Below are 26,711 nucleotides of genomic sequence, written 5' to 3'. Positions count from 1 at the left end.
CCTCCTATTCGCCGCCATAAACATGGACTTGATAATCACTATCGCCGGTTTCTTTTGCAACTAAAGCTTGTACATCATCTACTGAACCAATTTTGATTTCAATTGGGATATTGCCAGACAAGTACTTTTTAGCTGACGACAAAACCAAACGGGTAAAACTTTGAATTTGTTCATAGCCATAAAATTGCGTTGTTACGGAAATGTTTTCTTGTGAAAGCTTACCGTTTGTATAACGCAAAGTTGCCGTTACCCCACTAATATTAGGGAAGTAGTTTTGAATAGCCGTCTTGAAATCATTGAAGTGCGATGCATCATCACTGTTAATTGCTTTTTCACTACCAGTTGTCGGTAAAACTTGCATTTTTTCCGACATGGATTTCCATTTAGATATTTTACTACTATTAGCGGCCGCTGTCCCGTAAGCGAAGTAAGTTCCACCAACTAATGAATCTTTTCCAGTCTTGGAGAATAAACCAATCGTAATCGGAATATTCTTTAAAGCTTTCTTCTTACGCAAGCGAGCAACAATTTCATTAGCTATTTTTTCACCTTGAGCTTTTTGCTCAGCACGTGAAATAGTAGTTTGAAATTCTGCACCGTTACGCTTTTTCTGATAATAATCAACCGAATTCATGGCTAAGCCCAAGCTCATACCACCTAAATTATACTTGGAACCAGATCCAGTCAAATAATCTTGTTCGATAATTTCTTCCAAATAAATTGGATTACGCGTATCGGTTCCGGTCTTACCATTATTTACTGGGTTTAAACCATCAGGATTTGATTTGGATTTACGCATTAACCAATCAGTTACAGTTGAGGTATCCAAATATTGTCCTTCTTGGAAGACGTATTGATTAGGCGAAAATTGATTCTTAGAAATTTGAATCAGCCCTCGCTCTAATTCACGCGTATCAACAGAATTATCATTATCAGTAGCTGTTAATCCTGCAATCGGACTAATATTATAGCGACCATTTTTCATTAAAACGGTATAGCCATTCGTTCCCGTGTTAGTAGTTTGATAGCTTTTTTTCTTAGTGGTTGAAGTGTTTGTCGCATTATTTGCTAAACTAGAATCCTTCAACTTACCACAACCACTTAGAGTAAGCGCGATTCCAGCTAAAGCCATTACTTGCAAATATTTTTTCACAATAATTGTCCTTTATTCAATTTGTGCAATTGCTTCTTCTTCAGTCAAAAGTGGTACGCCTAAAGTCTGCGCTTTAGTATACTTAGAACCAGCATCTTTGCCATAAATCACGTAATCGGTCTTATGCGAAACTGAACCCGTAACTTTGGCACCTAAAGCTTGTAATTTTTTCGTAAACTCACTTCTAGTATAATGCTCTAATTTACCTGTTAGCACTACAGTCTTATCCTTAAATGGATTATCTTCAATTTCTGCAGGCTCATCTGCACCTAGGTAATCCATATTCAGGCCGCTCTCACGCAGCTCATCAATTACCTTCTGTGCTTCTGGTTGAGCAAAATATGTTGTCATTGATTCCGCGATCGTCATGCCTATTGTATCGATAGAAGCTATTTCTTGCACGTCTAGAGACATAATCTTTGCCAGATTTTTAAACTTTTGAGCAATTAAGCGTGCTGCTTTGGCCCCAACATGGTCAATTCCCAATCCAGTAATCAATAATTCAACTGAGTTTTGCTTTGAATTGTCTAAGGCAGTTAACAAATTATTGATCGATTTTTCCTTAAAATGATCGAGTTGTGCTAAATCATCTGCAGTTAAGTGATAAAGATCAGCCACATTATGCACTAAATCTTTAGCAATCAATTGTTTAACGATCTTTGGCCCCAAACCGGCAATGTTCATAGCTGGTCGAGAAGCAAAGTGCGTAATGCCCTCCTCAACTTGAGCTGGACAAGATGGATTGATGCAGCGCAAAGCTACTTCATCTTCTAGGTGAACTAATTTTTGCCCACAGGATGGACAAGTCGTTGGAATCTGATAAGCTACAGAATCTGCCGGTCTTTTAGCCATGACGACTTCAGAGATTTCTGGAATAATATCGCCTGCTTTATGCAGTTTAACGGTATCACCAATCCTGATGCCTTTTTCATTCAAATAATCTGGGTTGTGCAATGAAGCCCTAGCTACAGTTGTACCAGCTAGTTGCACCGGATCCATGACCGCAGTTGGAGTAACTACTCCGGTACGGCCGACAGTCCAAACGATATCCCGCACTACAGTTTCTTGTTCTTCAGGTGGAAATTTATAAGCAATTTCCCAGCGAGGCACCTTAACAGTGTTGCCGAGCTCTTGTTCAATTCCTAGATCATCAATTTTTAACACAATGCCATCAATACCATATGTTAGGCTGTTTCGTTTAGCTGTGTATTCATCGATAAAGGCAAAAACTTCATCTAATGTTTTTAACTTACGACCGGTTTCATTGGTATGAAAGCCTAAATCATGCATTTTTTGAATTGCTTGGTGCTGACTAGTAATTTCTTCAGGCGGATTAACCCAAGTATAAATAAAGGTACTAAGTTGACGCTTCTTGGTAACTTTAGGATCAAGTTGACGCAAAGAACCCGCTGCAGCATTACGTGGATTAGCAAAAACTGCTAGACCTTGCTCTTCTCTTTCTGCATTCAACTTGGCAAAGGCTTCCTTGCTCATGTAACATTCACCGCGCACTTCAGTTGTTAACGGTTCAGGCAAAGTCTGTGGAATATCACTAATATACTTAGCATTAGCTGTTACATCTTCACCAACATAACCGTTACCCCGCGTTGAGGCACGAACCAACTTACCATTTTCATATTCAAGCGATAGTGATAAGCCATCGATCTTTAATTCCACGTTATATTCAACTGGATGACCAACTAATTTTTGCATCCGTTGATCAAAATCCTTCAGTTCAGCTTTGGAAAAGACGTCCCCCATTGACAGCATTGGAATCGGGTGCTCTACCTTGGTAAAATCACTATCAATCTGTCCCCCAACTCTTTGGGTAATGGAGTCGGGTGTCACAATCTCTGGAAATTCTTTTTCTAATTCAAGCAAGCGGTTGTAGCTTTGGTCGTAAACATTGTCTTCAACCTCAGGCGCGTCCTTAGAGTAATAGGCCTCAGCCCATTCATTAAGCTGTTTTCTAAGTGAAGCCGCTTCTTTTTTAGCTTCATCAAGAGTAATTTCTGCCATTTTTCCCTCCTGATCCAAATCAATCTTTCTTTAATTATACCTTCTTAATTGGCGCAAAAGCAGCCAAAAGCCGTTTGATTCCTTTACCAGGGAAAGCAATATCCAGCTCCATATCTTCACCAGTGCCATTAACTTTAGTTACAACACCACGTCCCCAAGCTTTATGCTCGACTTGGTCGCCTACATTCCAGCCCTTCTTTTCAGCACCGATAGCGCCTGAAGCTTTCTTAGCAGTATAAACTTCAGCGCGAGCTCGTTCGGCTTTGCGAGCAAATGGTGCCGTCTGCTTCTCAAAGCTAGATTGGATAAAGCTGCTTTGTAATTTTTCATTTTCTTCTTTGTGCAGATCCTGTTCATCAATTTCGTCCAAGAATCTTGAAGGCGGATTATTTTGCATTCTGCCATACATCATCCGTGAGTAAGCATTAGTTAAAAACAGTTCTTGCTTAGCCCGAGTAATTCCCACGTAAGCTAGGCGCCGCTCTTCTTCTAATTCATTGTCATCCATCATTGCACGTTGCAACGGGAAAAGCCCATCTTCCATGCCAATTAAGAAAACCACTGGGAATTCTAGTCCCTTAGCTGCATGTAAAGTCATTAAAGCTACTTGATTGTCATCTTCATCAAGATCATCTTGATCGCTAAGTAGAGATACTTCAGCCAAGAAGTCGCTTAATGGATTAGACTCATCTTCTTCGGGCTCATAATGATCATCAAAACGCTTAGTAACTGACAAGAATTCATCCAAGTTTTCTAAACGCGTTTCTGATTCAATTGTATTTTCAGCTCGCAAGGCATCGGTATAATCAAAATCAGTTAAGATTTTTTCAGTTAAACCAGTTACTGTACCATTTTGAGCATAAGTAATTGCATCACGTAATTTAGTACCAAAATCGCTTAATTTCTTGGCTGCTCTAGTATTAATTGAACTTTCAGCCACATGTCCCATCGCATCTAAAATGTTGTAGTGATTTTCATCCGCAAATGTTATCAACTTATCCACAGTAGCGGCACCGATTCCCCGCTTTGGAGTATTAATAATTCGGTTCATACTCATCGTATCAGCTGGATTAGCAACTAACTTCAAGTAAGCCATCACATCTTTAATTTCTTTGCGGTCATAGAATTTATGTCCACCAACGATTTGATAAGGAATATTGCTTTTAACGAAAGCTTCTTCGACTGTTCTAGACTGAGCATTAGTCCGATAAAGAATTGCGAAATCTTTATAAGCCCGTTTTTTATCTTTAACTTCTTCTTGGATCTTTGAAATGATGTAGTGAGCTTCATCATCACCGCTTTGAGCTTGATAGTAGGTTACCTTTTGCCCATCACCTTGATCAGTCCACAAGTTCTTAGCCTTCCGGTTCTGGTTATTTTTGATGACCGAGTTAGCTGCGGATAAAATGTGACCAGTAGACCGGTAATTTTGTTCTAGCTTCACAGTCTTAACATCATATTTCTTGTAATCCTGCTCAAAATTCATGATGTTTTCCATATTAGCACCGCGCCAGCCATAGATTGACTGATCGGCATCCCCAACTACACAAATATTCTTGTATTGTGCAGCCAAAGCATGACAGAGTTCATATTGAGCCTGGTTAGTATCCTGATACTCGTCAACTAGTAAATAGCGGAATTTATTTTGATAATAATGCAAGACCTCATTATCTTTTTTGAATAAAACCAAGGTCTGCATGATCAAATCATCAAAGTCCATAATCTGATCGCGGCGCAATCTACGTTGGTATTCCTCATAAACTTTGGCTGCCATCTTTTCAAATGGTGAAGAAGTACTGCTTGCAAAAGCTTCTGGATCCAATAAATCGTTCTTACCATTAGAAATTGCTGCCAAAATTCCGCGTGGGTCATACATCTTCGGATTGATATTCAGGTCTTTTTCAATATGCTTAACCAAAGTTAATTGCTCGGCCGAATCAGCAATTGAAAAATTATGACCATAACCAATCTTATCTGCATCCCGACGCAAGATCCGCACACATAAAGCGTGGAAAGTCGACATCCAAATGTCGTTAGCTGCTGGCCCCAGCAACTTTTGCTCACGCTCACGCATTTCACTAGCCGCCTTATTGGTGAAGGTAATGGCTAAAATATTCCAAGGTGCAACATGATTTTCTTCAACTAAGTAGGCAATTCGTCTCGTTAAAACAGAAGTCTTACCTGAACCCGCACCAGCAACGACTAATAAAGGTCCTTCAGTGGTTTCTACCGCTTCTTTTTGTTGCGGATTTAGACCAGCTAAGATAGATTTTTCGCTCATTATTTTCCCCTTCACTAAAAATTATTTCATTAATGCAACTTGAATATTATACCAAAAAAGCAGCGACTAATTCGCTGCTTTAGATTTACTTATCATATTTTTCAAGATCAAACTGTTCAATCAAATTAATCAGCTTATCGGCATAGTCCGGATCAGTCGCATAGCCGTCGGTAACCAAAGCTTTAGCTTGTGTCTTATAATCTTTGGATGCTAGAACATGCTTATACTGATCGTGGTTCCACGTTGTCCCATTCTGGAATAATCTAGCGTGAGCCCGAATAGAAGCCTCATATGAGTCATATATTTGGAAACGCGCCTTCACGGTAACCCACTTATTCTTTACATATTCCTTAGTTGTCATCACTGCCGAAGTGTTCGGGTTGGATCCTTTAACACCAAAAAGATTGTTGTATTTTTGCGACAAATCACTTTGTCCATAATTACTTTCTAGGCAGGCTTGAGCAATCGTGATGCTTGGCAATAAGTCATACGACTTGTCCACTTCGCGCGCAATCGGACCAATTTTTTTGATAAAGTCTTTTTTCTGTTTTAATAATTTTGCTGCTTCCTGTTCTTTTTGCAGCTGTGCTTGTCGAATCTGCTCTGATTGAATCGCGTAACGCCTATAATATCTAAAGCCGACAAAAGCAACCATCAGAATAAATAGAATTACGAATACACGCACAACGGTTTTGACACTTTTTGGTACTCTTGATTTACGTTTTCTTGCCATAGTTTTATTCCCTTTAATTACTAATTAAAGTATAACCGATTTTTGAGTAAAAAAAAGAAGTCGCTCACTGCGACTTCTCAATCAGTGCGGGCGAGAAGACTCGAACTTCCACGATCTAAAGCGATCACAAGATCCTTAGTCTTGCGCGTCTGCCATTCCGCCACGCCCGCGGCACATCAACTATAATAGCCTAAATACAGTTGAGATGCAAGAAAAAATATAAATTATTTTAAATTTCTGATCATTTTACGCAAAAGTTTGCGCTAAACGCAGGTGTCCCCTACATTTACCACAACGATACTTTTGTGTATTAATCCTGCGCATTCTTGGGTATCTCAACCCACAGTTTTCACAAAGATATAGGTAACGATATTTTTTCTTTTTACGTAAGCCAATATCAGGTGCATAACGACTGCCTCCAACTTTTTTCAGCAAGATTTTAAAATTGCGATCACGGTGTCGGTAACCCAAGCTCAATAAATGCAAATGATAGTGGGTTAATTCATGCTTAATGATTCCTACTAGATAATCATGATATTGTGGTACTAAAAAATGCGCGTTGATTTCAAGATGGTGATCATCCAAATGATAACGCCCACCTGTTGTGGTCATTCGCCGATTAATTTTTACACGGTGCTTAAAAGGGCGATCAAAATATTTTAACGAAATTTCTTCAACTAAATTTTGTAATTCATTCTCATTCATGGATAAAATTTTATTCCAAAAATAAAAATCAGCAAGAATTTAATCTCGCTGATTTTTTGCTACCTAAATATCTTGGCATACATCCCCGCCTGCTTAGGCGTACTAATGTGTCGTTTCAAGAAAGTTACTAAGTCATGTTTGAATGACTTTTTACCATCCATCCAGGTTCCAGTGAATAAGTGAATCGATTTGGAGTCCTTAGAAGGATTACACAGAACTCCATCTGAATAGACATGAATGCCATCTTTTAACACTTGCTCCTGATTACCTAGCTTTAAGCCATACTTATTTACCAGCATTTCAGTAACGGAAATACTATTTACTCCCGCCATCTGATTCTTAGTGTCATATTCAAAATCACGATCTTGATAATAATCCAAAATATCCTGCATAAATGGGTGGCCTTTTTCTGCACCAAAAATTGCAGCTGACAGATAATCATGGTTTTCAAAACCAATAAAGGCAGAATCATTCAAAAGACTATCTAACTTATCCACGACTCTAACATCAGTATCTAAATATATCCCACCTTGTTCATAAATAGCCCGTGCTCGAACATAGTCTGACACGAAGGCCCATTTTTTTGCAGCATAAGCTTGTTCAATATAACGGTTCTCATGCATATCAAAATTATCTTCATTCCACTCAATAATTTGATAATCAGGCAATTTTTTCTTCCAGGTTGCAATACATTCTTCAATTATCGGGGATTTAGGATTGTGTCCTACCCAAACATAATGAATTTTTTTAGGAATCATTTTTAACCTCGCTTCAAAAAGTTCTTAATTAGCTTCACAATATCATCATTAAAATCAAGCTTGAACAAGAACATCAATGTCAGATAAATAATTAACATGACAATTGACTTAAAAGCCATATTGAAAAAGGCAGACGGAATTATATTAGGCATAAACATTCCAATAGCCAAGGTTAGCACCGCAATTAACAAATACTTGGGCACGTCATGGAAAACATAACTAAATTCATAGCCATCACGTACAACCCAGAGCCGCAAAATTAAAACTACTGCTTCAGTAATTAATATTGCAATCATAGCCCCAACTGCACCATATGGCCTATCTAAGAGATAACTCAAGACAATTTCTAAAATTGCCCCAATAACTACTGGCACAGCATAATCCTTGTCTCGCTGGTTAGCCAAAGCAAATTGGTTAGCAAATACCCCGCCAGTCGGAATCATGATAATTGTTAAGGTAAACCAAAACATTAATGGAGTCATCGGAACATATTTATTACCAAAGAAAAACGGTACAAACTGCTTGGTATTTGCCATAATAATTACGGCGAACAAGGTACCCAGCATTACAGTAGCTTCCAGTGATTTTTTCATCACTATCTTTTGTGCCTTTTTTCCTTCGCTCGCCATCTTAGGCATAATGACTAGCGAAATACTGGTAATTACACCCAGAATCATATTTGAAATTCGTTGTGAATTGTCATAAAAAGAAACCTGAGTCGAATTAGAAAACCAACCCAAAATTGGTTTATCCAGCGAAGTATAAATTTGAGTCGCAATCTGTGGAATCATCAAAGTACCAATTGCAATTGCCGTCTGTTTAAATTTGTAAAAATGAGCAACGGGTTTTCCTACATAGCGCCGAATATCAAACCAAAAGACAAAGGAACCTAGCATTGTCGACACTGACATGATCAGTAAATATTTCCACAAGTCAGCAGGTGATTTTACCCATAATAAAATTAGAACCACACTAACTAACTTTACCGCCGTGTTTTTCAAAACAACACGACCAAAGTCAGCTAGTCCTTGAAAGAACCATGAAATATCAACCTGTGCTGAGATCAAGTATGGCACCATCAACAAGATATAAAACCAATATTGAACGTGAAATACAGTCGCTACAAAAACCGTGACTAAAATGGTGATAATACCGGCGATTCCTTGGAAATACCATAACCCCCAGAAAGCATTGGTTAGCTCCTGCGGTGTACCATAAGTGCGCGTCCGTGAAATTGTTCGCATCCCTACATACGACACAGACAGAATACAAAAAATCATCAAGAATTGCACCGTATTGTTCACACTGCTATAAATCCCATAAGTCTTAGGACCTAAGACACGCGATAAATACGGTACAGTAATCAGTGGCACCAATACAATAAAAATCTGATAAACCGCATTATATAAGATGTTTAAAAATGTTTTACGCATTTTAACCTCGATATTCCTGCGTCATATACTTAAAGACGTTCTCACAATATGAATCACTATGCACCTGGTTAGTCAAATGTAGCCAGTAAAGACGGCGATTAGCAATCTGCTGGTTATCAAGTTGATCCAGATTGCGAATTAGTTCATCCTCTGAATTAACACAGATTCCGGGAGTAATCTCAGCATATGGTCCCATTAGTAATCCGCGCGTTTTTTCATATTGCTCTAAAAAGTTAGTCACAAACACAATCGGTTTGTTCAAGTGCAAGTAATCAAAGTAGATTGACGAAAAGTCTGTCATCAAGAAATCAGTATCACCGAGCAATTCGTACAAATCATAATTGTGGTCAAACAAGTAATCATTGTTCATGAAAGCAATGTTAGAATAACTGCTCTTGAAATTGGCAAATAAGCGCATTTCATAGGGATGCAATTTTACAATCAGATATTGATGCCGCTTCTTTAATTCTGTATTTAATTTTTCAACATCAAAATCCCGAAAGGCAAAAAAGTTTCTCTCTTTGATTTTCTCCATAATGGATTTATCTTCCAATTCATAACGAAAAGTTGGCATATAGATCCCGATCTGTGCCTGATCGTCCTCAGTTTTAAATAAGTCAGCCAACAATTGTTTCTTCGAAATTACCGGCTTAGCCAATAAATCCAAACGCGGAAAGCCCAGCTTGCGGTATTTTTTTGTCTCAATTGCCATACAAGCACTCATTAGTGATTCATATAGATCAGAGCTAGAAGCAACAATATCCGCATTCTTGTGCCACAATTTTTCGTTACGGCGATTGTCGCGTCGCTTAGTATTATTAGCCATAATTCCCATGCGCTTGAGTGGAACGCCATGCCACAACTGGACATTAATTTGATGCTTGCGCACCTTAAATGGTTGGTGCGTTGTAATTACATATCGCGCTGCTCCGATTTTCTGCCAGGTTTTCCACTTCAAGTGTGACGATGGCCACGGCTCAACTAATGTAACGTTATATTCAGGATGATTCAATTGCAGCCACTTGTAAAAAGCATAGCCGTTAGATCCAGACCTACCTGAACCATTCAGGATAACCACATTATTGTTTTCCATCGTGGTAAATCTAGCCAAAAAACTCATCCAAGCCAAATAAAGACGGAATAAAAAGCTTTTCATTAAAATACTTCCTTAAAATAGTCTAATACCTAAAGCATATAAAAAAAGCTTGAGCAAACTCAAGCTTTTTTCTTTATTTTTGCTAAACTTTATTCTTTACCCATTTTTCTCTGGCAGAATTTAACAATTTCAACAATCAAAACCATCAAAATTCCGGCAATTAAAATGACTAACCACTGTGGTCCATCAAGTTCAGTCACATCAAAGAACTTAGTCATAAATGGCAATTCTACCGCTGCCATAATTACAGCAGCAATGATAATTGCACCATTGAACCACTTGTTAGAAAAAGTATGCGGTCTAAAAATCGACTGATGTACATACTTGGAATTAATTGCATGGAACAGCTGAATCAAGCCCAAAGTCAAGAAGGCCATTGTCAATGCATCCCCATGTTGCAACGATGGATCACCCACATGTGGACCGACATGCAAACCAATTTGGTATGCACCTAAAACTAAAATTCCTTCCAAAATTCCTTGGTAAATAATTGAACTGGCAACACCACCGCTAAAGAAGTTAGACTTCTTACCACGCGGCTTGCGCTTCATAATTCCAGCTTCCACTGGTTCAACACCTAAAGCAATAGCTGGCAAAGTATCCGTTACCAAGTTGATCCACAAGAGCTGCACAGGAGCTAAGATATCCCAACCTAGCATTGTCATCATGAAAACTGTTAATACTTCACCCACGTTACAACTCATTAAATATAAAATGGCCTTTTGGATATTACTGAAGACCTTGCGTCCTTGCTTTACTGCTTCAACGATCGTGGCAAAGTTATCATCAGCCAAAACCATATCGCTGGCTCCTTTAGAAACTTCGGTCCCAGTAATTCCCATGCCAATTCCGATATCAGCTTGCTTCAAACTTGGAGCATCGTTTACCCCATCACCAGTCATTGCAACAATCTTGTCATTAGCCTGCCAAGCCTTGACAATTCTAACCTTGTGCTCTGGTGAAACACGAGCATAAACGCTGTAGTCACCAACATGCTGTTTGAAATATTCATCATCTAGTTTATCAAGTTCAGCCCCAGTTAAAACGCGGCTATCCTGACCTTTTTCAATAATACCTAGGCGTTCCGCAATTGCTTGAGCAGTTGTTTGGTGATCACCAGTAATCATTACTGTTCTAATACCAGCACTCTTTGCTTCAGCCACGGCCGCTTTAGCTTCACCACGTTCTGGATCAATCATTCCGACTAACCCAGCAAAAATTAAATCTTGTTCAACATTATCAGTTGTTGGATCGGTGTACAATTGGTCGACTTTCTTATAAGCAAGCCCTAAGACACGTAAAGCTTGTTGTGCCATCTGCTTGTTTTGCGCTAAAATATTTTGCTTCTGCTTATCTGTGATCGGCTCTACTTGACCACCATTTTCAATCCTAGTTACTCGCTGTAACAACATATCTGGTGCGCCTTTGACCGCTACAAAGTATTGCTCGCCATCTTTATTAACAGTACTCATCAATTTCCGTTCTGAATCAAAAGGCACTTCTTGAATTCGTTTGTATTTTTCAAGCAAGTCAGTTACATCAATGTTTTGATCAAAAGCAAATTGAATCAGGGCGGTCTCTGTTGGGTCACCCAATAAGTCTCCGCCATTTTCAATCTTAGTATCATTAGCCAAAGTCATTGCCAATAAAGCTGGGTTATTTTCGCTAATACTTTCACTATTATCATGTAACTTTTTATCATAGAAGACCTTTTCAACTGTCATCCGGTTCTGGGTCAACGTACCAGTCTTATCAGAACAAATAATGTCTGTAGCACCCAATGTCTCAACAGCAGGCAATTTACGGACAATCGCCTTATGTTTGGCCATCGTTTGCGTACCTAGTGCCAAAATAATCGTTACAATTGCTGGCAAGCCTTCCGGAATTGCAGCTACAGCCAAGGAAACGGCAACCAAGAACATGTTAATCATTAAAGTAGAGTTACGCTCTGCTGGATCAGCCTTGAGCACTCCTACGATAAAGACAATCACGCAGATTGCCAAAATCATGATGGTTAGGGTCTTTCCCAGTTGATTCAAGTTTCGCTTTAACGGTGTATCAGTTTCATCAGCATTGTTCAACATTGTAGCGATTTTACCAACTTCGGTGTGCATTCCCGTACTAGTTACGATTCCTTCAGCACGACCATAGGTCACATTAGTATTGGAATAAGCCATATTTACGCGGTCAGCTAAAGCAATGTCTTCACCTTCTAAAGTTTCTGCATGCTTTTCAACTGGAACTGATTCACCGGTTAACGCTGATTCCTCAATCTTCAAGCTGTGGGCTTGATTCAAGCGTAAGTCAGCAGGAACCACATCCCCAGCTTCTAGTAAAACTACATCTCCAGGAACCAATTCTGTGCTTGGAATAGTAACGATTGTATCATCACGGCGCACATGCGCATCCGTCGTAGCCATTTCCTTCAAAGCATCAATCGCAGCTTCGGAACGTGCTTCTTGAAAGACGCCTAAAATTGCGTTCAAAATGACCACAATCATAATAATTGCGGCATCAGTCCACTCATGAGCTAATACCCCAGACAAAATCGCGGCAATGATCAAAACAATAATCATAAAGTCTTTGAATTGATCAATAAAACGCATGAACATGCTTTGCTTTTTCTTGGAAGCTAAGGCATTGGGACCATATTGCTCTAATCTAGCTTTGGCATCACTAGCACTTAACCCATCCTTAACGGACGTGTTAAGATCTTTTTCAATATCGGGAATCGACTCGACATAATATTTTTTCGCCATTTTCCTCTCCTCAAAAATAAAAAAGAGACTTACATGCTTGTAGCACATAAGTCTCACGAATTAAGATAAATCCAGAAGTATCTTACTTCGGCTGTTGGATTCATCGCAAGCAATTGCTGTTACTCCCTTATGACAAGCTAATTATAAGCAAAATTTTAGCTATCTACAAGTTTTAGCGAATTGCTTTTACTTTTTATAAAAGTCATCAAAGACAGTAACCGGCAAATGACGCTTGTGTTTACTCTTATTCCATAATTTTTCAATTTGATCAGCTGCCTTATCTGATACTTCCTTACCTTCAAGGTAATCATCAATCTCTTGGTAAGTTACACCGAGGGCAACTTCATCTGGCAAATCTGGCTTTTCTTCTTCAAGGTCTGCGGTTGGAGCCTTTTCATATAAATGCTTAGGACAACCTAATTCCTTAAGCAAAGCCTTGCCTTGACGCTTGTCCAAACGGAACAATGGCGTCAAATCAGCGGCACCATCACCAAACTTAGTGTAAAAGCCACTAAAGTTTTCTGCAGCATGGTCGGTACCAACAACAGCACCCTTATTAGCACCAGCGATGGCATATTGAACTACCATTCTTTGCCGCGCCTTAATATTGCCTTTGTTAAAGTCAGTAATCTTTTGACCAGTTGCTTCTACAACCTTCACCATAGCATCAACTGGTTCCTTAATATTAACAATTAAATCCTGATCTGGCTTTTGAAAAGCGACTGCATCTGCGGCATCTTGGGCATCTGCTTGAACGCCATAAGGCAAACGAACAGCGATAAATTGATAAGAATCATCGCCAGTTTCCTCACGCATTTCTTCAATTGCCATTTGACACAATTTACCAGTCAAAGTGGAATCTTGACCACCAGAAATACCTAAGACGTATGACTTAAGAAATGGATTAGCCTTTAAATAATCTTTCAAAAAATCAATTGAACGTCTAATTTCTTTTTTAGGGTCAATTTCTGGTAAAACATGTTCATAAGCGATAATTTCTTTTTGTAATTCTCTCATCGACCAATGCTTCTTTCTCTAATTTTACGCCGAATGTCTTGAATCAAATCCATCTTGGATTCGTATAAGTTTTGTGATAAATCCACTGGATATTCCTGCGGATTCAGGCTACGCTTATATTCATCCCATAAACCATCAAGGTTGTCAGCACAGAATTTTTTAATTTCATCAAGACTAGGTTGATCATAAACTAATTTTCCATCTTTAAAAATATCATGTAAAAGTGGAATAGCAGTGTAATCAGTTACCACCTTATTAATATAGTTATATTGTGGGTGGAACATGAAGAGCGCGTCAAATTTGCGTGGATCTTCATTATACCGAGATACCCAGTCACCTTCATTTTTCTTAGCAGTGTTTGCGCTAATCCGCCATACTTGTTTTTTACCTGGGGTGGAAACTTTGATGGCATTTGAAGAAATCTTCAATGTATCCCGCATGGCGCCTAATTCATCTTCCATGGCAACCAACTTGTAAACAGCACCAAGGGCTGGTTGATCATAAGCAGTGATATACTTGGTCCCAATGCCCCAGACATCAATTTTAGCGCCTTGCATTTTTAAGTTAGTAATGGTGTTTTCATCAAGGTCATTTGAAGCAAAAATCTTGGCATCTGGATAGCCAGCATCGTCTAACTCCTTACGAACTTGCTTAGAAATGTAAGCCATATCCCCAGAGTCAATTCGTACGCCCAAGAAGTTAATCTTGTCGCCCATTTCATTAGCCACCTTGATAGCATTAGGCACACCACTACGGACAGTATCGTAAGTGTCAACCAAGAAAACACAATTCTTATGTGTTTCCGCATATGCCTTAAATGCGTCATATTCACTGCCAAATGCTTCAACTAAAGCATGAGCATGAGTCCCTGAAATAGGAATACCAAACAATTTACCAGCACGAACATTACTAGTTGAATCAAAGCCGCCAATATAAGCAGCTCGAGCACCCCAAATGGCCGCATCGGTTTCTTGCGCACGACGAGAGCCAAACTCCATTAGACCATCATATTTAACAGCTAACTTGATTCTAGCAGCTTTAGTTGCCAATAAAGTTTGGAAGTTAATAATATTTAAAATAGCAGTTTCAACTAACTGACACTGGGCAAGTGGACCTTCAACTTGCAAAATTGGCTCGTTAGCAAAAACCAGCTCGCCTTCCTTCATTGAACGAATAGTGAGCTTTAATTTTAGATTGCGTAAATAATCAATAAAGTCATCATCGTAACCTTCATTTTCTTTCAAATATTGCAGGTCACTTTCGGTAAACTTTAAATTCTTTAAATAGTTAATGATGTGTTCCAAACCAGCATAAACAGCATAACCGTTGCCGAATGGTTCCCTGCGGTAAAAACTTTCAAAAACGGCATTGCGATCAGCAATCCCTTTCTTGAAATAGGTATACATCATATTAATTTCGTATAAATCAGTGTGTAAAGCCAACGAATCGTCTTTGGCTAATTCTGGATAAAACATTGCTTCTCTTTCTGTCATTAAAAATTAACAATTTCGTTTTTCATTATACAGCCATTACAGTCCATTGGCTATTCTCAAAACTATTTTTACCTCAAAGTTAAATACACTTTTTCAATTGAGTCCAATTGATTTTTAATAGAAAAATGCTCCTCCGCATACCGCTTTTCTGTATTAGCCATCTGGCGTAACTCTTCATGGGTTTTATTAACGGCCAGATTAATCTCTTTAGCAATTGAATCAATGTCTCCCGTTTTAGCAATGAAACCATATTCGGGGCCTGGAATCATTTTATGAATATCACCTACATCTGTGGACAAAATAGGGATTAAATTGTCTGTTGCCTCTAAAAGCACAAGTGGAAAACTCTCTGAATATGAAGTTAGGACGGCTAGATCAATTCGCTTATATAATCCGCTCAATTGGTGTTGAGTCATAAAACCGTGAAAAGTTACTTGTGGTGCCATGTCCAATTGCCGCGTCAAGGCCTTCAATGCTTCAAGCTGACTACCATCACCCGCGATATGCAGACGAATATGCTGATCATCTAATTTTTTCACAGCTTTTAAGAGCAATTCTTGTCCTTTAACCTTTTCCGTACGAGCAACGTTAATAATATTAAAATAGGTATGTTCATATTTAGCTGGAATTTCACTATCACTGTGGAAAAAGATGCCATTATAGATGACATGTACCTTGTTTTTATTCACATGTGCGCGATTAATTAGTAGCTTGGCAAAACGCTGAGTTACTACGAAAATACAATCAGCTTTTCTCAACGCACGTAAATTAAGTTTAGTAAAAATATTGCCAATGATTCCCCTACCTTCAAAGTCTAGATAAGGATCTGAATGTACAGTAATACACCAAGTTGCACGAATTCGCTTGTGAATCAAAGATAAAAATAAGTTGGCACGCGCACCATGAGTATGCACAATATCATAGTGCCCCTCATTGATAAACTTAGTCAGTCTACCTAAACTGCCTAAGTCATAACGACTATTAGCTCCTAGCACATGTGTAGTAATCCCAGCCGCTCTTGCTGCTTGTGCTACTGGTCCTTCTGCCAGCGTTAATAATTCAAAATCTTTGCCTTCATTTTTTGCTTCAGTTAACAAATTAACAATATGTGATAAACCGCCGCCATTTTCTAAACCAGCATTTACATGCAAAACCTTCATCTTAGTAAAATTATTTTCCCTTCTTTTTTGACTGTTTAACTCGCACAACAAACTGTGGCAAAACTAACATCCGCTTAAATCTGCTAGGATTAGTAATCAAGCGATAAAACCACTCTAAATGCGTCTTTTGAAAAGCTTCTGGTGCTCTTTTAACGATACCTGAAAAGACATCAAAACTGCCACCCACACCCATCATCAAAGCTGGTGTTTCGTTCTTACGTAAGATTGATAGTAGTTTTTCTTGCTTAGGGAAACCTAATGCTGCAAAAACCATATCGGGTTGTGCCTTCTGAATGCGCCGTGCCACTAGTTCCAAATCTTCAGTAAAGTAGCCGTCTTCTGCACCAACTAGATTAATATTTGAGTATTCCTTAGCAATTTTGCTTTGTACTGCATGAATTACTTGTGGCTTAGCTCCAATTAAGTAAACTCGGCTACCACGATCGTTAGCAACATCCATCAGCCAAGTAAACAAATCATATCCAGTCACCCGCTCAGGTAACGGCTGCTTAAGCATTTTAGCTGCTTTTACAATGCCAATCCCGTCAGCAGTAATATAATCGGGATCATTTTTTAGAATTTTCATAAATTCAGGATTCTCGTTTGCCGCCATCACAATCTCCGGATTAGCGGTCACAATAAAGGTCGACAGGTGATTATTTAGTCGATTAATAAATTCATTTTGGAATTGGTTAAAAGTTTTATTATCAAAATCAACACCTAAAATATTAACTTTGCTCATTTTCACACCTCATGCGTTTTCTTATCTAGTTTCTATTCTACCATTCCGACACGCAAGTACGAGAAACATGTTCAAGTTTTATATTTTATTCAAACATGATAAGATTGTTTTAATAAAGGAGAAAAAATGAAAAGAGTTATTACCTATGGCACCTTTGACCTACTTCACTACGGTCACGTGCGACTGCTTAAAAGAGCTAAAGAATTGGGCGACTATTTAATAGTAGGTTTATCTACCGATGAATTTAACGAATTCAAAAAACACAAGGAAGCCTACAATACCTACCCTGAACGTAAATACATTTTGGAAGCTATCCGTTATGTCGACCAAGTCATCCCCGAAAAGGATTGGGATCAAAAAATCACCGATGTACAAAAATACCATATCGACACTTTTGTCATGGGCGATGATTGGAAAGGAAAATTCGACTTCCTTAAGCCTTATTGTGATGTGGTTTACCTGCCAAGAACGCCAGGAATTTCCACTACTAAAATTAAAGAAGATCTTAAATAAAAAAATACTCCAATTCCATTCAATTTGAATGAGATTGGAGTTTTTGTTTACTTAGAAAAAGTGAATTCAAATCGTTCTGCAACGTAACGTGCGCGGGTGTATTCGAATGGTTGCCCATCTGCTAGTTCAGTTACCTGTCGTCTAGTAATTAACGGTTCACCTTTTTTAGCTTTAAGAAGACGCGCATCTTGCTCGTTGGCAATTGATGCAGAAATATGTTCCGTCACTCGTCCAATGGCAAAACCACCGCGCTTTTCTAAGGTTTTATATAAGTGCGTTGAAACATCTTCTTTAGAAAAATTCTTTACTAAGTAGTATGGCACCGTTACGACTTCATAACAAATTGGTGTCTTATCAGCGTAGCGAATCCGCTCCATCCGCAAAACGTTCTCATTATCTTTTAGCGCAAGACGCTCTTTTTCAGATAAAGATGGATTGCCAATCTGATAAGAAATTAACTTACTTGAAGGAACTTGACCATTAGCCTTAGTAATCTCAGTAAAGGACATAATTCCTGACATTTTTTCTTGAACCTTTTGACTAGCTACATAGGTTCCGCTACCCAAGCGCCGTTCTAAAATTCCTTCATCTTCTAATGTTTTAATCGCTTGGCGTAAAGTCATTCTCGAAACGCCAAACTTAACTGCCAATTGACGTTCTGCTGGAATACGATCCCCTACTTGATAAACGTGATTCTCAATATCACGCTTAATCTGATTGTGAATCTTGATATACATCGGTTCTTCCATAGTCGCCACCCCCAAAGTTTAGTACTGCTATTATTATAATCTAAATTGGTCTAGCTTGCATTAATAACACTGCTTCAATTTTACAGACTATTTTTTCTTAGCGGTCCACTTCACTCCAAGAATATAAACATTTGGACGCTTGTTATATTCCACTTCAACTTGTTCATTATCATTAGCAACTACACTGGCACTAAATTTTGCTTCATCTTTAACAGCTAAGTTAGCCTGATTAGGATTCAGCACAATATTGTGGCCCTTCATATTAGCTTCACCGCTCAAAGCTAAAAAGTACTCATAGTTCATATTCCCAGTGAAGGTAACACGTGTAGCATCACATTTCGCCTGATCTTGAAAATCTGCATGAGCTAAAATTACGGCATTGTTCATTGTAACTTTTGCTTCATCAACTACTATCATTCGATTGATGGTTGAATTTTGAATGATTGTCCGTGTCTTTTTATCAATATAAACCCCACCCAAAAAAGTAGAATTCATAATATTGCTCCAGCAGTCATCACTTAAATAAAGGCAGGAATCGCTAGCAGACTTAACTTTTGAATTAAGCATATTCATCCAAGTTTGCCCATGCAGTAATACATAATCTACTTCCGAATTATTAAGATCCAACTCCGCATTCGTTTTGGCAAAAGTATTAATACTGCCGTGAATCTTTGAATTATTTACAATTGCTGTTCCTTCGCCTTCAATTGCCAAAGCACAATATTTGTCCGAGAAATAATCAATTTCTGAATCATTCATTTCCAAACGGAAATTGGCATGGTCATACATGGAAACTGAACCGTTAACAATTTTGGTTGAATAAAGTTCCAACGTGATCTTACCATTAACCGCGATAGCTGCTGTATCAGTTCCCGTGCCCTTAATAAAGCAATTACGCAAAGTTAAATAGCCATCAACGCCTACTGGTACAGATAGGCTATTATGTTCGGTAGTTGTATCAATGCATAAATTTTCTAAAGTTACATAACGATTATCTTCTGAAACACTAATATAGCCATAAATAGTCGTGTCTTCTGGCAAAGAGCCTGTTCCCTTAATTGTGATATCTGTTAGTGTGATGCCCTGCGGCAAATAATAATATCCGGGGCCCAGCATCAACACATCATCGGCACGCAAATCCTTTAAAGCCTCGTGCCAACTGACTGAACTGCTAGATCCCCCTACTCTAATTATCCTAGCCATCCATTATCCTTTCATCTCGTAAAAACCGATTACTATTGTACTAATTTTCTTCAATTTATGTTGTATTTTTGCTCATCAAAAAAGCTAGGTTCGATTCCTAGCTTCTTATACTATTTCATTTTAACATTCCAGTAATAAGCCACATTACCATAAGGAGAAAGTTGAAAACCTTTCACTCTCTTATTCAATAAGTATGACGTACCTTGTTGGAATAGTGGTGCCGCAAAGGCATCCTTTTGAATTAATTGTTTTTCAGCGTTAACTAAGGCATTCAATCTCTTCTGCGGATCAGTGGCATAAGTTGAACGAGCCAAGTCAATTTGCTTCCAGAAGTTAGCATTGTGATAATCTGGCGCTAAATTAAACAAACCACCAACTGTCAAGAAATCAATTGGATCTTCATAACTTGGCTGCCAAGTTCCGTAAACAAAGTCGTAATTGTGATTAGTTGTGTTAGATAGCCGTGACTTCAAAGGAATTGACCGTACCCGTAGAGTTAGACCAGGTAAATTTTTCATCAAATTGCTTTGAATAAATTCACCCACGCGCTTAGCATCGTCAATATCTGAAGTAAGCAATTCTAAGGTTAGCTTCTTCTTACCCAATTGCTTCAAACCAAGTTGCCATTCCTTTTTAGCTTCCTTGGCATTATAGGTAACCAAGTCGCCAGCATCCTTGCGGTAATCGTTGCCAGTTGCCTGATCGGTAATAAAGTTTGCGGCAACAATTCCATTTGACACCTTGCCTTGATGCAAAACGGTCTTGACTAACTGTTGCTTATTAATTGCCCGGCTAATGGCCCGACGAATATGAACATTGCCTGTACTCTTACGCTTCAAGTTGAAAGAAAGATAACCATTAGTTGGCGTAACTTTGGTATGATAGCTAGAATTATTTTGATACTGCTTAACAAAATCAGAAGTCAATGTCGTGTAATCAAGTTCACCACTTCTGAACAAGTTAACCCCAGTTGAAGGAGTTTGAACCACTTGTACGTTAACTTTATTCAAATCAACAATTTTCTTGTTCCAGTAAGTTGGATTTTTCTTGTAAGTCCACTTCAAATTTGAACCTGTCCAACCAGATACAGTAAATGGACCATTGTAAACTAGATTCTTACTGCTAGTCCCATACTTAGAGCCTAACTTTTTAACCAATTTAGAATTCTGAGGATAGAATTGTGCACCCTCTAAGATTTGTGACAAATATGGAATTGGATTAGCTAATGTAACTTGCACCTTATACTTGCCGAGTGCTTTGATTCCCAATGAATTTACCGGTGCTTTACCTTGAGAAATTGCCTCACCGTTTTTGATAATGGCATAAGAATCGGCATCTAAAGATGAATTTTTTGGGTCAACGGTTCTGCGCCAAGCCGTTACATAATCCAGGGCAGTAACTGGATCACCGTTAGACCACTTAGCATTATTGCGTAAGGTAAAAGTATAGACCTTCTGGTCTTTAGAACGTTCAACTTTTGTCGCACCAGCTAATTCTGGCTGATTTTTCTTATTAAAACGGTAAAGACCTTCCATGGAATTCTGCAAAACTTCTGAACTAGTCGTATCTCCATACTTGCTCGAATCTAAAGTTGAAATTTCATTTGTGACAGAGGTATTCATTGTCTTAGTCGGTGCAGCATTACTGCCATTGTTAGAGCAAGCTACCAGCACCAATGCGGCAGCTGCTGTCATCACTCCTGAAAAAATCCATTTTTTACGTCTCAATCTTCTCACCCTTTACTTACTTTTTGTTTAATACTTACATTTTACAAGTATATCTAATACGGAAGAAATTTCAAATACTTTTTCCGTATAATAGCTATAATCAATACGTATACAAAAATGGCAAAAAAAGAAACGTCACATAGGACGTTTCTTTTTTCGGGTTGGGTGTAATCGTATTGCATCCCTCGAAAAGCGCATTATATCAAGTGTTTAGCTAACCTTATTTAAAATGTTGCTCCGAATATTGCTCCTAGCATGCCAACACACTAGAAAAATATTGTTCCTGAAATTAAAATATTGTTCCTGAAATTAAAATATTGTTCCTGAAATTAAAATATTGCTCCTAATAAAGCAATATTGTTCCTACATCTCCATGAATCTACTAAATTTATCGGCACTTTCTTTCTCTTTTGTCTTAGTAACATGGGTGTAAACGTCCATGGTTGTTCTTATTGAAGCATGTCCCAAACGGTTTTTAACATCTCCAATAGCTAAACCAGCCTCAAAACACAATGAAGCGTGGGTATGTCTAAAGCCGTGTAGCTTAATATGTCTCAAATGGTGCTTATTACATATAGCCTTATTCCATTTTTCCACTGTATAACTTTCAAGCGGTTCATTATTTAGATTGCTAAAAACCAATTGGTTAGCATTAAAGACATTTTCACCTAATCTAATCAAGTTCCCTGTTTGTTGTTTTCTCCATTCTGTTAACACCTTTAATGTTTGATGCTCTACATGAATTGTACGAAAACCGTTAACAGTCTTAGGTGTAGTAATGAAACGTCTATTGTTTAGCCCCTTTGAATAAGTCCGCTCGATGGTGATTGTGTCTTTTGATAAATCTACATCGCTCCACCGTAAAGCCATTAATTCACCAATACGCATGCCACTATATGCAAGCAACCTAAACACCGCATATGCTTTAAATGAGTAATCTTTAGCCCAAAATAAAAAATCTTCTAATTCTTGCTTACTGTAAAAAGCGTCAAATTCTTTCTTATCCTTTTTAGGTTTGGGTAAAATTACTTTTTTCATTGGATTAGTTTTAATCAGTTCTAGGCTAATCGCATAATCAAGGATCTTAGATGTGTACATTGCATAGCGCTTAAATACTTTAGGTGAGTTCTTGAACCATTTCTTAACGGCTTTATCGCATAGCCTTACATTCAATTTATCAAGGTAGTAACTACCAAGCTCTTTTTTAATGTGATTATCAATAATCCGCAATGTGGTTGCGTAGGTGCTTTCTTTCACCGTTGGTTCATAGACTGGTAACCAATCATCAATAAGCTTATTTAACTTAATATGAGCGTTAACATTCGGATTATATTCACCATTCAAAATGTCTTGCTGATAATTCAAATATGCTTTTTGTGCATCTTGTAAGCTCTTGTAGCCCCGTTTTCTAATTTGGATTGATTGCCCTGTTGAATCATCCTTACAAACATAGATTGAAAACATATAACGTTTCTTACCACTAGGTGTTGTATATTCCTTAATATCATTATTCATGTTGTTCTTACCTCGATTAGTTTAAAAAGCGTGCAAGTGGGCTAATCTTAAGTATTTAACATGTGTGATGTGTGGCTGCAGGGATGCAAGATTGTTAGTTATCAGTCAATCAGAATGAACATGGCTTTAGAATTGCAATGTCAGCATTAGTCAGCGTGAGAATTATTCCAGTCTTCAATTATTTGTTTCATTTGTGGAAAGTTTAGAAATATAACCGTTTCAAGTATAAGTTTAATATCGTTATCACTATACTTATCTTTAGTGGTTAACAGTCGATTGATATTAAAATTATCAAAGATAAAACTAAAATTATCCCTCCAAAAATCTAAGCTGATTTTAGAGGGCTTTTTTATTTTGTTTAATTTCAAATACGTATCTACAGTTCTATCAAAAGTACTGCCCATTATTTGCCCTGTTGGATCTTTCCATTTTTCTTTATAAGCATCATCTAAACATTTATAGATGTATTCTTTTGAATATCCTGTATTAGGCTTATCATCAATACCTTGTAAATATGGTACAGATACATCAAAGAAGTTTGCTAGAGCTTGCCACTTATCTATTTTGGGTTCTCTGTCTCCACGTTCATATTTTGCTAAAGAATCAGGAGAAATTTTTATACCCTTTTCTTTTAGTTTTTCGCTTAACTCTTTAAAGGTTAATTTATTCTGAATTCTCATTTTATTTAATCTGTTCACTTATAACACCTCTTTTCATAAATATAATACCATTAATTGCTACAAAATAATACAAAAGTATTTACAATACAAAGGTATTATTTTATAATTTCTTTAGTTTCTTAAATACAAATGTATTCAGAAAGGATTGATAAAAATGACAGAATATTTTTCATTTAAAGAAGCTATGAAGTATCTAGGTGTTAAATCACATAAAACACTTAATTACTACATTAAATTAGGTTTACCTGTGGTTATCGCTGGCAACTCAAAACGAATTAGTAAAACCGCAATCGATGAATTTATGAAATCTCATACGGTTACGGTGCATCCCACAAAGGAGGTGGCAAACAATGAATAACTATAGCCCCTATGGTACTGGCGTAGTTGAACGCTGGTATCACGATAATACGCTTTACTGTGCGTTTGTTGATGGAACTATTGTAGAGTACGGCTCTAATCAAATTGAAGAACGATTTATAGAGGTTTGGCGGTCAGATTTAACCCAGACCATTCAAGACCTTAAGAGCGGTAGATATGATTTTGATGACTATGAACCAGAGGAATGTTAACCAATGAAAGCATTAATGATTAATAAAGATAAGTCACTAGATTATGGTGTTCTAGGCTGTGAACCTGATACCGAATTAAAACCAGAAAGCAATTTTTATTTAGATGATAGAAAGCATGTGTTAAATGATGCGTTTGCTCTAGTCGTTAAATTGCCACACGACAAAGGATTTAACGTTTGGACTAAAGGGAAATTAGGTTTTGCTAACTATCGTAAATTTATTGAAACGTGGGACATTCTAACCACCTGTGCAATGGAGGACATCAAAAATGGAATTTAAATTAGATGAATCACAAGAAACCGAGATTAAAACTTTTGTTATGGGCGTGGTTAAAGATGCAATTAAGCAAGCCACTACCACCAGCAAACCATATTTAAACCGTAAAGAAATTGCCAAATATTTTGGCGTTGCTGAATCAACTATTACATATTGGGCTTCTTTAGGGATGCCTGTCGCTGTCATAGACGGGCGCAAACTCTATGGCAAGCAAAGTATAACTAACTGGCTAAAGTCCCATGAGATGCCCTCACAAAGGCAAAATAAAAAGCCCGTAACCATGGGCGTAGTTAAGGACTAACAAGAAATATTTATAGCGTGCAAGTAGGTTAATCTTAAGTATTTAATACTTAACCTAAAAAATAGAAATGAGGTAATTAATCTATATGAATAATCATACAAATAAAAAATCATCAATTCAAGGGAAAAATATGTTTAACATTGGCAAAGAATTAGCCAAACAAGGCAAAGAACTAGAACAACAAGAGCAATTAGAATCAGTTAGTACAATCTATGAACTACCTTTAAAGCAAGCCACTAATTTACTAAAAAATATGGGCGAAAACTGGCGAAAAGATAATACGGAAAAGAAAAAAGGAAAAGAAATTATTAAACGAGTTCCACCTAGAATAATTGCAGATGATTTAAAACAAGTCGTTAAGTTTGCGGTTATTGGTGATACAGCTAGTGATTTAGAGAAAGCCCCTTTAGTTTTTTATAATCCTGATACTGGTTTATATTCCAACAGTAACCGAATTATCGATAAATTAATTTTAGCTATAGATAATACTACACAAGAAAGAAACAGAAAAGAAATAAAAAAGTGGTTAGCTTTAGAAGCCCAACCACTTACTTTAAACAAAGATAAAAATTTAATACCTGTAGGGAACGGAGTATTTAACAAAGAAACAAATAAATTAATTAAATTTAGTCCAGATTTAGTGTTCACTACTAAAGTAGCAACTAATTACAATGAAAAAAATATTGCAGAACCTACTTTTAATAATTGGTCATTAAGTAATTGGTTTAAAGAACTAGCAGATAACGACAAACACAAAGAGCAATTATTATGGCAACTAATCGCTACAATTGTACAAAATAAAGCTAATAGTAACGTTTTATTCTGTTTAATTGATAATGGACAAGGTAGAACGGGTAAAAGTACCTTTGAACAATTACTAATGAATTTAGTTGGTAAAGATAATTATACAGCCTTAAAATTGGCTGAATTTGATAATGATTTTCTACTAGCCCAAGCTTACGGAGCTTCTTTAATTATTGGAGATGATAACCCACCACTCAAATATATTGATGATGGTAGCACATTAAAAAGTGTAGTTACTAATGAGCTTGTATTAATTAATCCAAAAGGAATGCCCCCATTTAGCGCAAAATTTAATACGACCGTTGTTCAAAGTATGAACGCCTTCCCTCGTTTCCGAGATACGACAGGTGGTTTATACAGAAGATTTAGATTGATTAAATTTAATCATCAATACCCCGACACACCAGCAGGCAGAAAAATTAAAGATGAATATATTTACAATGAAGAATTATTACAATGGCTATTAAAAAAGGCTTTAACCATTGATACCAGTACCATCATTGACACTAAAGAAAGTAAAGAAATGGTTACCGATATTCAATTAGAAAGCGATATTGTACGTTCATTTGCTGCAGATGTGGTTAATGGCTTTACCAGCACTAGAATTCCTGTTAAATTCTTATATCAATTATTTAATAATTATGCTGAAGCTAATCATAATTCTACAAACATAACACAAAATTCCTTTACTAGAAGAATTAAACCAATTCTCGAAGAACAAAGCTTTAACTATGATCGAAAAAATAAAGCGCCACTTAACTATTTTAAAAAAGATGATGCTAAATTATTGCCTGAATATTGGCTTAAATATTACAAAGAAAATAAGAAAAAACAACCTATTTTCTATAAATAATGTCGCTTGTCGGGTACTTGTCGCCCGAGACTGTAAAATAGTTTGTGTAAGGATGAATGATTCCTTAAATTTATTTCTTTAAACATTAGAAAAAGGAGTTCCTTTCTCGTAT

General features: G+C 37.4%; 24 protein-coding genes and 1 tRNA gene. 6 read left to right on the top strand and 19 right to left on the bottom strand.

Features of this window, described 5'->3' with window-relative positions; translation table 11 throughout:
- Window positions 1–4 precede the first annotated feature (4 nt).
- From CP366_RS04520 to CP366_RS04455, 14 genes are all read right to left on the bottom strand, one after another.
- Entirely contained in the window at window positions 5–1,153 is a 1,149-nt protein-coding gene (locus CP366_RS04520) for a CamS family sex pheromone protein (protein ID WP_081305082.1), read from the bottom strand.
- A gap of 12 nt (window positions 1,154–1,165) precedes the next feature.
- Complete coding sequence (gene ligA / locus CP366_RS04515) at window positions 1,166–3,172, bottom strand: NAD-dependent DNA ligase LigA (protein WP_057726166.1); 2,007 nt, start codon at window positions 3,170–3,172, stop codon at window positions 1,166–1,168.
- Between the two features lie 34 nt (window positions 3,173–3,206).
- The gene (gene pcrA / locus CP366_RS04510; RefSeq protein ID WP_089147600.1) at window positions 3,207–5,453 is read right to left on the bottom strand and encodes a DNA helicase PcrA; all 2,247 of its coding nucleotides are present in this window, start codon (window positions 5,451–5,453) and stop codon (window positions 3,207–3,209) included.
- Window positions 5,454–5,538: 85 nt separating this feature from the next.
- Window positions 5,539–6,186 carry a glycoside hydrolase family 73 protein gene (locus CP366_RS04505; protein ID WP_005720931.1) on the bottom strand — a complete coding sequence of 216 codons (648 nt, stop codon included), beginning with the start codon at window positions 6,184–6,186 and terminating at the stop codon, window positions 5,539–5,541.
- Between the two features lie 85 nt (window positions 6,187–6,271).
- Window positions 6,272–6,356, bottom strand: a tRNA-Leu gene (locus tag CP366_RS04500).
- 76 nt (window positions 6,357–6,432) lie between these two features.
- Window positions 6,433–6,891: a SprT family protein gene (locus CP366_RS04495; protein ID WP_089147599.1), complete on the bottom strand. Its 459-nt coding sequence runs from the start codon at window positions 6,889–6,891 to the stop codon at window positions 6,433–6,435.
- Between the two features lie 59 nt (window positions 6,892–6,950).
- Window positions 6,951–7,649: a glycosyltransferase family 32 protein gene (locus CP366_RS04490; protein ID WP_057726159.1), complete on the bottom strand. Its 699-nt coding sequence runs from the start codon at window positions 7,647–7,649 to the stop codon at window positions 6,951–6,953.
- 2 nt (window positions 7,650–7,651) lie between these two features.
- The gene (locus tag CP366_RS04485) at window positions 7,652–9,082 is read right to left on the bottom strand and encodes an oligosaccharide flippase family protein (RefSeq protein WP_065989438.1); all 1,431 of its coding nucleotides are present in this window, start codon (window positions 9,080–9,082) and stop codon (window positions 7,652–7,654) included.
- Between the two features lies 1 nt (window position 9,083).
- Window positions 9,084–10,238, bottom strand: coding sequence for a CDP-glycerol glycerophosphotransferase family protein (locus CP366_RS04480; protein ID WP_089147598.1), 1,155 nt, complete (start codon window positions 10,236–10,238; stop codon window positions 9,084–9,086).
- Window positions 10,239–10,327: 89 nt separating this feature from the next.
- Window positions 10,328–12,997 (bottom strand): calcium-translocating P-type ATPase, SERCA-type, encoded by a 2,670-nt coding sequence (locus CP366_RS04475; protein WP_089147597.1) that lies wholly within the window; start codon window positions 12,995–12,997, stop codon window positions 10,328–10,330.
- A 186-nt stretch (window positions 12,998–13,183) separates the two neighbouring features.
- The gene (gene nadE / locus CP366_RS04470; protein WP_005727201.1) at window positions 13,184–14,014 is read right to left on the bottom strand and encodes an ammonia-dependent NAD(+) synthetase; all 831 of its coding nucleotides are present in this window, start codon (window positions 14,012–14,014) and stop codon (window positions 13,184–13,186) included.
- Window positions 14,011–15,489: a nicotinate phosphoribosyltransferase gene (locus tag CP366_RS04465; protein WP_089147596.1), complete on the bottom strand. Its 1,479-nt coding sequence runs from the start codon at window positions 15,487–15,489 to the stop codon at window positions 14,011–14,013. Before CP366_RS04465 ends, nadE begins: the two co-directional genes overlap by 4 nt.
- An 86-nt stretch (window positions 15,490–15,575) precedes the next feature.
- The gene (locus CP366_RS04460) at window positions 15,576–16,667 is read right to left on the bottom strand and encodes a glycosyltransferase family 4 protein (RefSeq protein WP_013085951.1); all 1,092 of its coding nucleotides are present in this window, start codon (window positions 16,665–16,667) and stop codon (window positions 15,576–15,578) included.
- Between the two features lie 10 nt (window positions 16,668–16,677).
- A complete protein-coding gene (locus CP366_RS04455; RefSeq protein WP_013085950.1) occupies window positions 16,678–17,409 on the bottom strand; it encodes a WecB/TagA/CpsF family glycosyltransferase in 732 nt (243 codons plus the stop codon).
- A 126-nt stretch (window positions 17,410–17,535) separates the two neighbouring features.
- Between CP366_RS04455 and tagD the strand changes: the two genes are divergently transcribed.
- A complete protein-coding gene (tagD, locus tag CP366_RS04450) occupies window positions 17,536–17,922 on the top strand; it encodes a glycerol-3-phosphate cytidylyltransferase (RefSeq protein ID WP_005720918.1) in 387 nt (128 codons plus the stop codon).
- Between the two features lie 47 nt (window positions 17,923–17,969).
- Here the strand turns inward: tagD and CP366_RS04445 are convergent, their stop codons facing one another.
- The 5 genes from CP366_RS04445 to CP366_RS04425 form a co-directional block, all read right to left on the bottom strand.
- Window positions 17,970–18,671, bottom strand: coding sequence for a GntR family transcriptional regulator (locus CP366_RS04445; RefSeq protein WP_005720917.1), 702 nt, complete (start codon window positions 18,669–18,671; stop codon window positions 17,970–17,972).
- Window positions 18,672–18,758: 87 nt separating this feature from the next.
- Window positions 18,759–19,874 carry a hypothetical protein gene (locus tag CP366_RS04440; RefSeq protein ID WP_089147595.1) on the bottom strand — a complete coding sequence of 372 codons (1,116 nt, stop codon included), beginning with the start codon at window positions 19,872–19,874 and terminating at the stop codon, window positions 18,759–18,761.
- Window positions 19,875–19,984: 110 nt separating this feature from the next.
- Window positions 19,985–21,568 carry a peptide ABC transporter substrate-binding protein gene (locus CP366_RS04435; protein WP_089147604.1) on the bottom strand — a complete coding sequence of 528 codons (1,584 nt, stop codon included), beginning with the start codon at window positions 21,566–21,568 and terminating at the stop codon, window positions 19,985–19,987.
- Between the two features lie 396 nt (window positions 21,569–21,964).
- Window positions 21,965–23,116 (bottom strand): tyrosine-type recombinase/integrase, encoded by a 1,152-nt coding sequence (locus CP366_RS04430; protein ID WP_089147594.1) that lies wholly within the window; start codon window positions 23,114–23,116, stop codon window positions 21,965–21,967.
- Window positions 23,117–23,262: 146 nt separating this feature from the next.
- The gene (locus CP366_RS04425; RefSeq protein WP_089147593.1) at window positions 23,263–23,814 is read right to left on the bottom strand and encodes a helix-turn-helix transcriptional regulator; all 552 of its coding nucleotides are present in this window, start codon (window positions 23,812–23,814) and stop codon (window positions 23,263–23,265) included.
- Between the two features lie 136 nt (window positions 23,815–23,950).
- Here CP366_RS04425 and CP366_RS04420 point away from each other — a divergent pair, with 136 nt between their 5' ends.
- The 5 genes from CP366_RS04420 (at window position 23,951) to CP366_RS04400 (ending at window position 26,599) form a co-directional block, all read left to right on the top strand.
- Window positions 23,951–24,154 (top strand): helix-turn-helix domain-containing protein, encoded by a 204-nt coding sequence (locus CP366_RS04420; protein ID WP_089147592.1) that lies wholly within the window; start codon window positions 23,951–23,953, stop codon window positions 24,152–24,154.
- On the top strand, window positions 24,147–24,365 hold the full coding sequence (locus CP366_RS04415; RefSeq protein WP_089147591.1) for a hypothetical protein: 219 nt from the start codon (window positions 24,147–24,149) through the stop codon (window positions 24,363–24,365). Before CP366_RS04420 ends, CP366_RS04415 begins: the two co-directional genes overlap by 8 nt.
- A 3-nt stretch (window positions 24,366–24,368) precedes the next feature.
- The gene (locus CP366_RS04410) at window positions 24,369–24,644 is read left to right on the top strand and encodes a hypothetical protein (protein WP_089147590.1); all 276 of its coding nucleotides are present in this window, start codon (window positions 24,369–24,371) and stop codon (window positions 24,642–24,644) included.
- The gene (locus CP366_RS04405; protein WP_180707123.1) at window positions 24,634–24,942 is read left to right on the top strand and encodes a DNA-binding protein; all 309 of its coding nucleotides are present in this window, start codon (window positions 24,634–24,636) and stop codon (window positions 24,940–24,942) included. Before CP366_RS04410 ends, CP366_RS04405 begins: the two co-directional genes overlap by 11 nt.
- Before the next feature lie 85 nt (window positions 24,943–25,027).
- Window positions 25,028–26,599, top strand: a complete 1,572-nt coding sequence (locus CP366_RS04400) for a phage/plasmid primase, P4 family (RefSeq protein ID WP_233197972.1) — start codon at window positions 25,028–25,030, stop codon at window positions 26,597–26,599.
- Window positions 26,600–26,711 lie beyond the last annotated feature (112 nt).

The organism is Lactobacillus sp. UMNPBX15, assembly GCF_002553785.1.
Classification (GTDB): Bacteria; Bacillota; Bacilli; order Lactobacillales; family Lactobacillaceae; genus Lactobacillus; species Lactobacillus crispatus.
This window is presented reverse-complemented; position numbering and strand designations above follow the sequence as displayed.

Excerpts from the sequence above, each read along its gene's own strand:
- CP366_RS04475 (WP_089147597.1), bottom strand. The coding sequence starts at position 12,997 with ATGGCGAAAAAATATTATGTCGAGTCGATTCCCGATATTGAAAAAGAT.
- CP366_RS04445 (WP_005720917.1), bottom strand. The coding sequence starts at position 18,671 with ATGGAAGAACCGATGTATATCAAGATTCACAATCAGATTAAGCGTGAT.
- CP366_RS04480 (WP_089147598.1), bottom strand. The coding sequence starts at position 10,238 with ATGAAAAGCTTTTTATTCCGTCTTTATTTGGCTTGGATGAGTTTTTTG.
- CP366_RS04405 (WP_180707123.1), top strand. The coding sequence starts at position 24,634 with ATGGAATTTAAATTAGATGAATCACAAGAAACCGAGATTAAAACTTTT.
- ligA (WP_057726166.1), bottom strand. The coding sequence starts at position 3,172 with ATGGCAGAAATTACTCTTGATGAAGCTAAAAAAGAAGCGGCTTCACTT.
- CP366_RS04485 (WP_065989438.1), bottom strand. The coding sequence starts at position 9,082 with ATGCGTAAAACATTTTTAAACATCTTATATAATGCGGTTTATCAGATT.
- CP366_RS04410 (WP_089147590.1), top strand. The coding sequence starts at position 24,369 with ATGAAAGCATTAATGATTAATAAAGATAAGTCACTAGATTATGGTGTT.
- tagD (WP_005720918.1), top strand. The coding sequence starts at position 17,536 with ATGAAAAGAGTTATTACCTATGGCACCTTTGACCTACTTCACTACGGT.
- CP366_RS04455 (WP_013085950.1), bottom strand. The coding sequence starts at position 17,409 with ATGAGCAAAGTTAATATTTTAGGTGTTGATTTTGATAATAAAACTTTT.
- CP366_RS04420 (WP_089147592.1), top strand. The coding sequence starts at position 23,951 with ATGACAGAATATTTTTCATTTAAAGAAGCTATGAAGTATCTAGGTGTT.
- CP366_RS04490 (WP_057726159.1), bottom strand. The coding sequence starts at position 7,649 with ATGATTCCTAAAAAAATTCATTATGTTTGGGTAGGACACAATCCTAAA.
- CP366_RS04460 (WP_013085951.1), bottom strand. The coding sequence starts at position 16,667 with ATGAAGGTTTTGCATGTAAATGCTGGTTTAGAAAATGGCGGCGGTTTA.
- pcrA (WP_089147600.1), bottom strand. The coding sequence starts at position 5,453 with ATGAGCGAAAAATCTATCTTAGCTGGTCTAAATCCGCAACAAAAAGAA.
- CP366_RS04400 (WP_233197972.1), top strand. The coding sequence starts at position 25,028 with ATGAATAATCATACAAATAAAAAATCATCAATTCAAGGGAAAAATATG.
- CP366_RS04440 (WP_089147595.1), bottom strand. The coding sequence starts at position 19,874 with ATGGCTAGGATAATTAGAGTAGGGGGATCTAGCAGTTCAGTCAGTTGG.
- CP366_RS04415 (WP_089147591.1), top strand. The coding sequence starts at position 24,147 with ATGAATAACTATAGCCCCTATGGTACTGGCGTAGTTGAACGCTGGTAT.
- CP366_RS04430 (WP_089147594.1), bottom strand. The coding sequence starts at position 23,116 with ATGAATAATGATATTAAGGAATATACAACACCTAGTGGTAAGAAACGT.
- nadE (WP_005727201.1), bottom strand. The coding sequence starts at position 14,014 with ATGAGAGAATTACAAAAAGAAATTATCGCTTATGAACATGTTTTACCA.
- CP366_RS04495 (WP_089147599.1), bottom strand. The coding sequence starts at position 6,891 with ATGAATGAGAATGAATTACAAAATTTAGTTGAAGAAATTTCGTTAAAA.
- CP366_RS04505 (WP_005720931.1), bottom strand. The coding sequence starts at position 6,186 with ATGGCAAGAAAACGTAAATCAAGAGTACCAAAAAGTGTCAAAACCGTT.
- CP366_RS04465 (WP_089147596.1), bottom strand. The coding sequence starts at position 15,489 with ATGTTTTATCCAGAATTAGCCAAAGACGATTCGTTGGCTTTACACACT.
- CP366_RS04435 (WP_089147604.1), bottom strand. The coding sequence starts at position 21,568 with ATGACAGCAGCTGCCGCATTGGTGCTGGTAGCTTGCTCTAACAATGGC.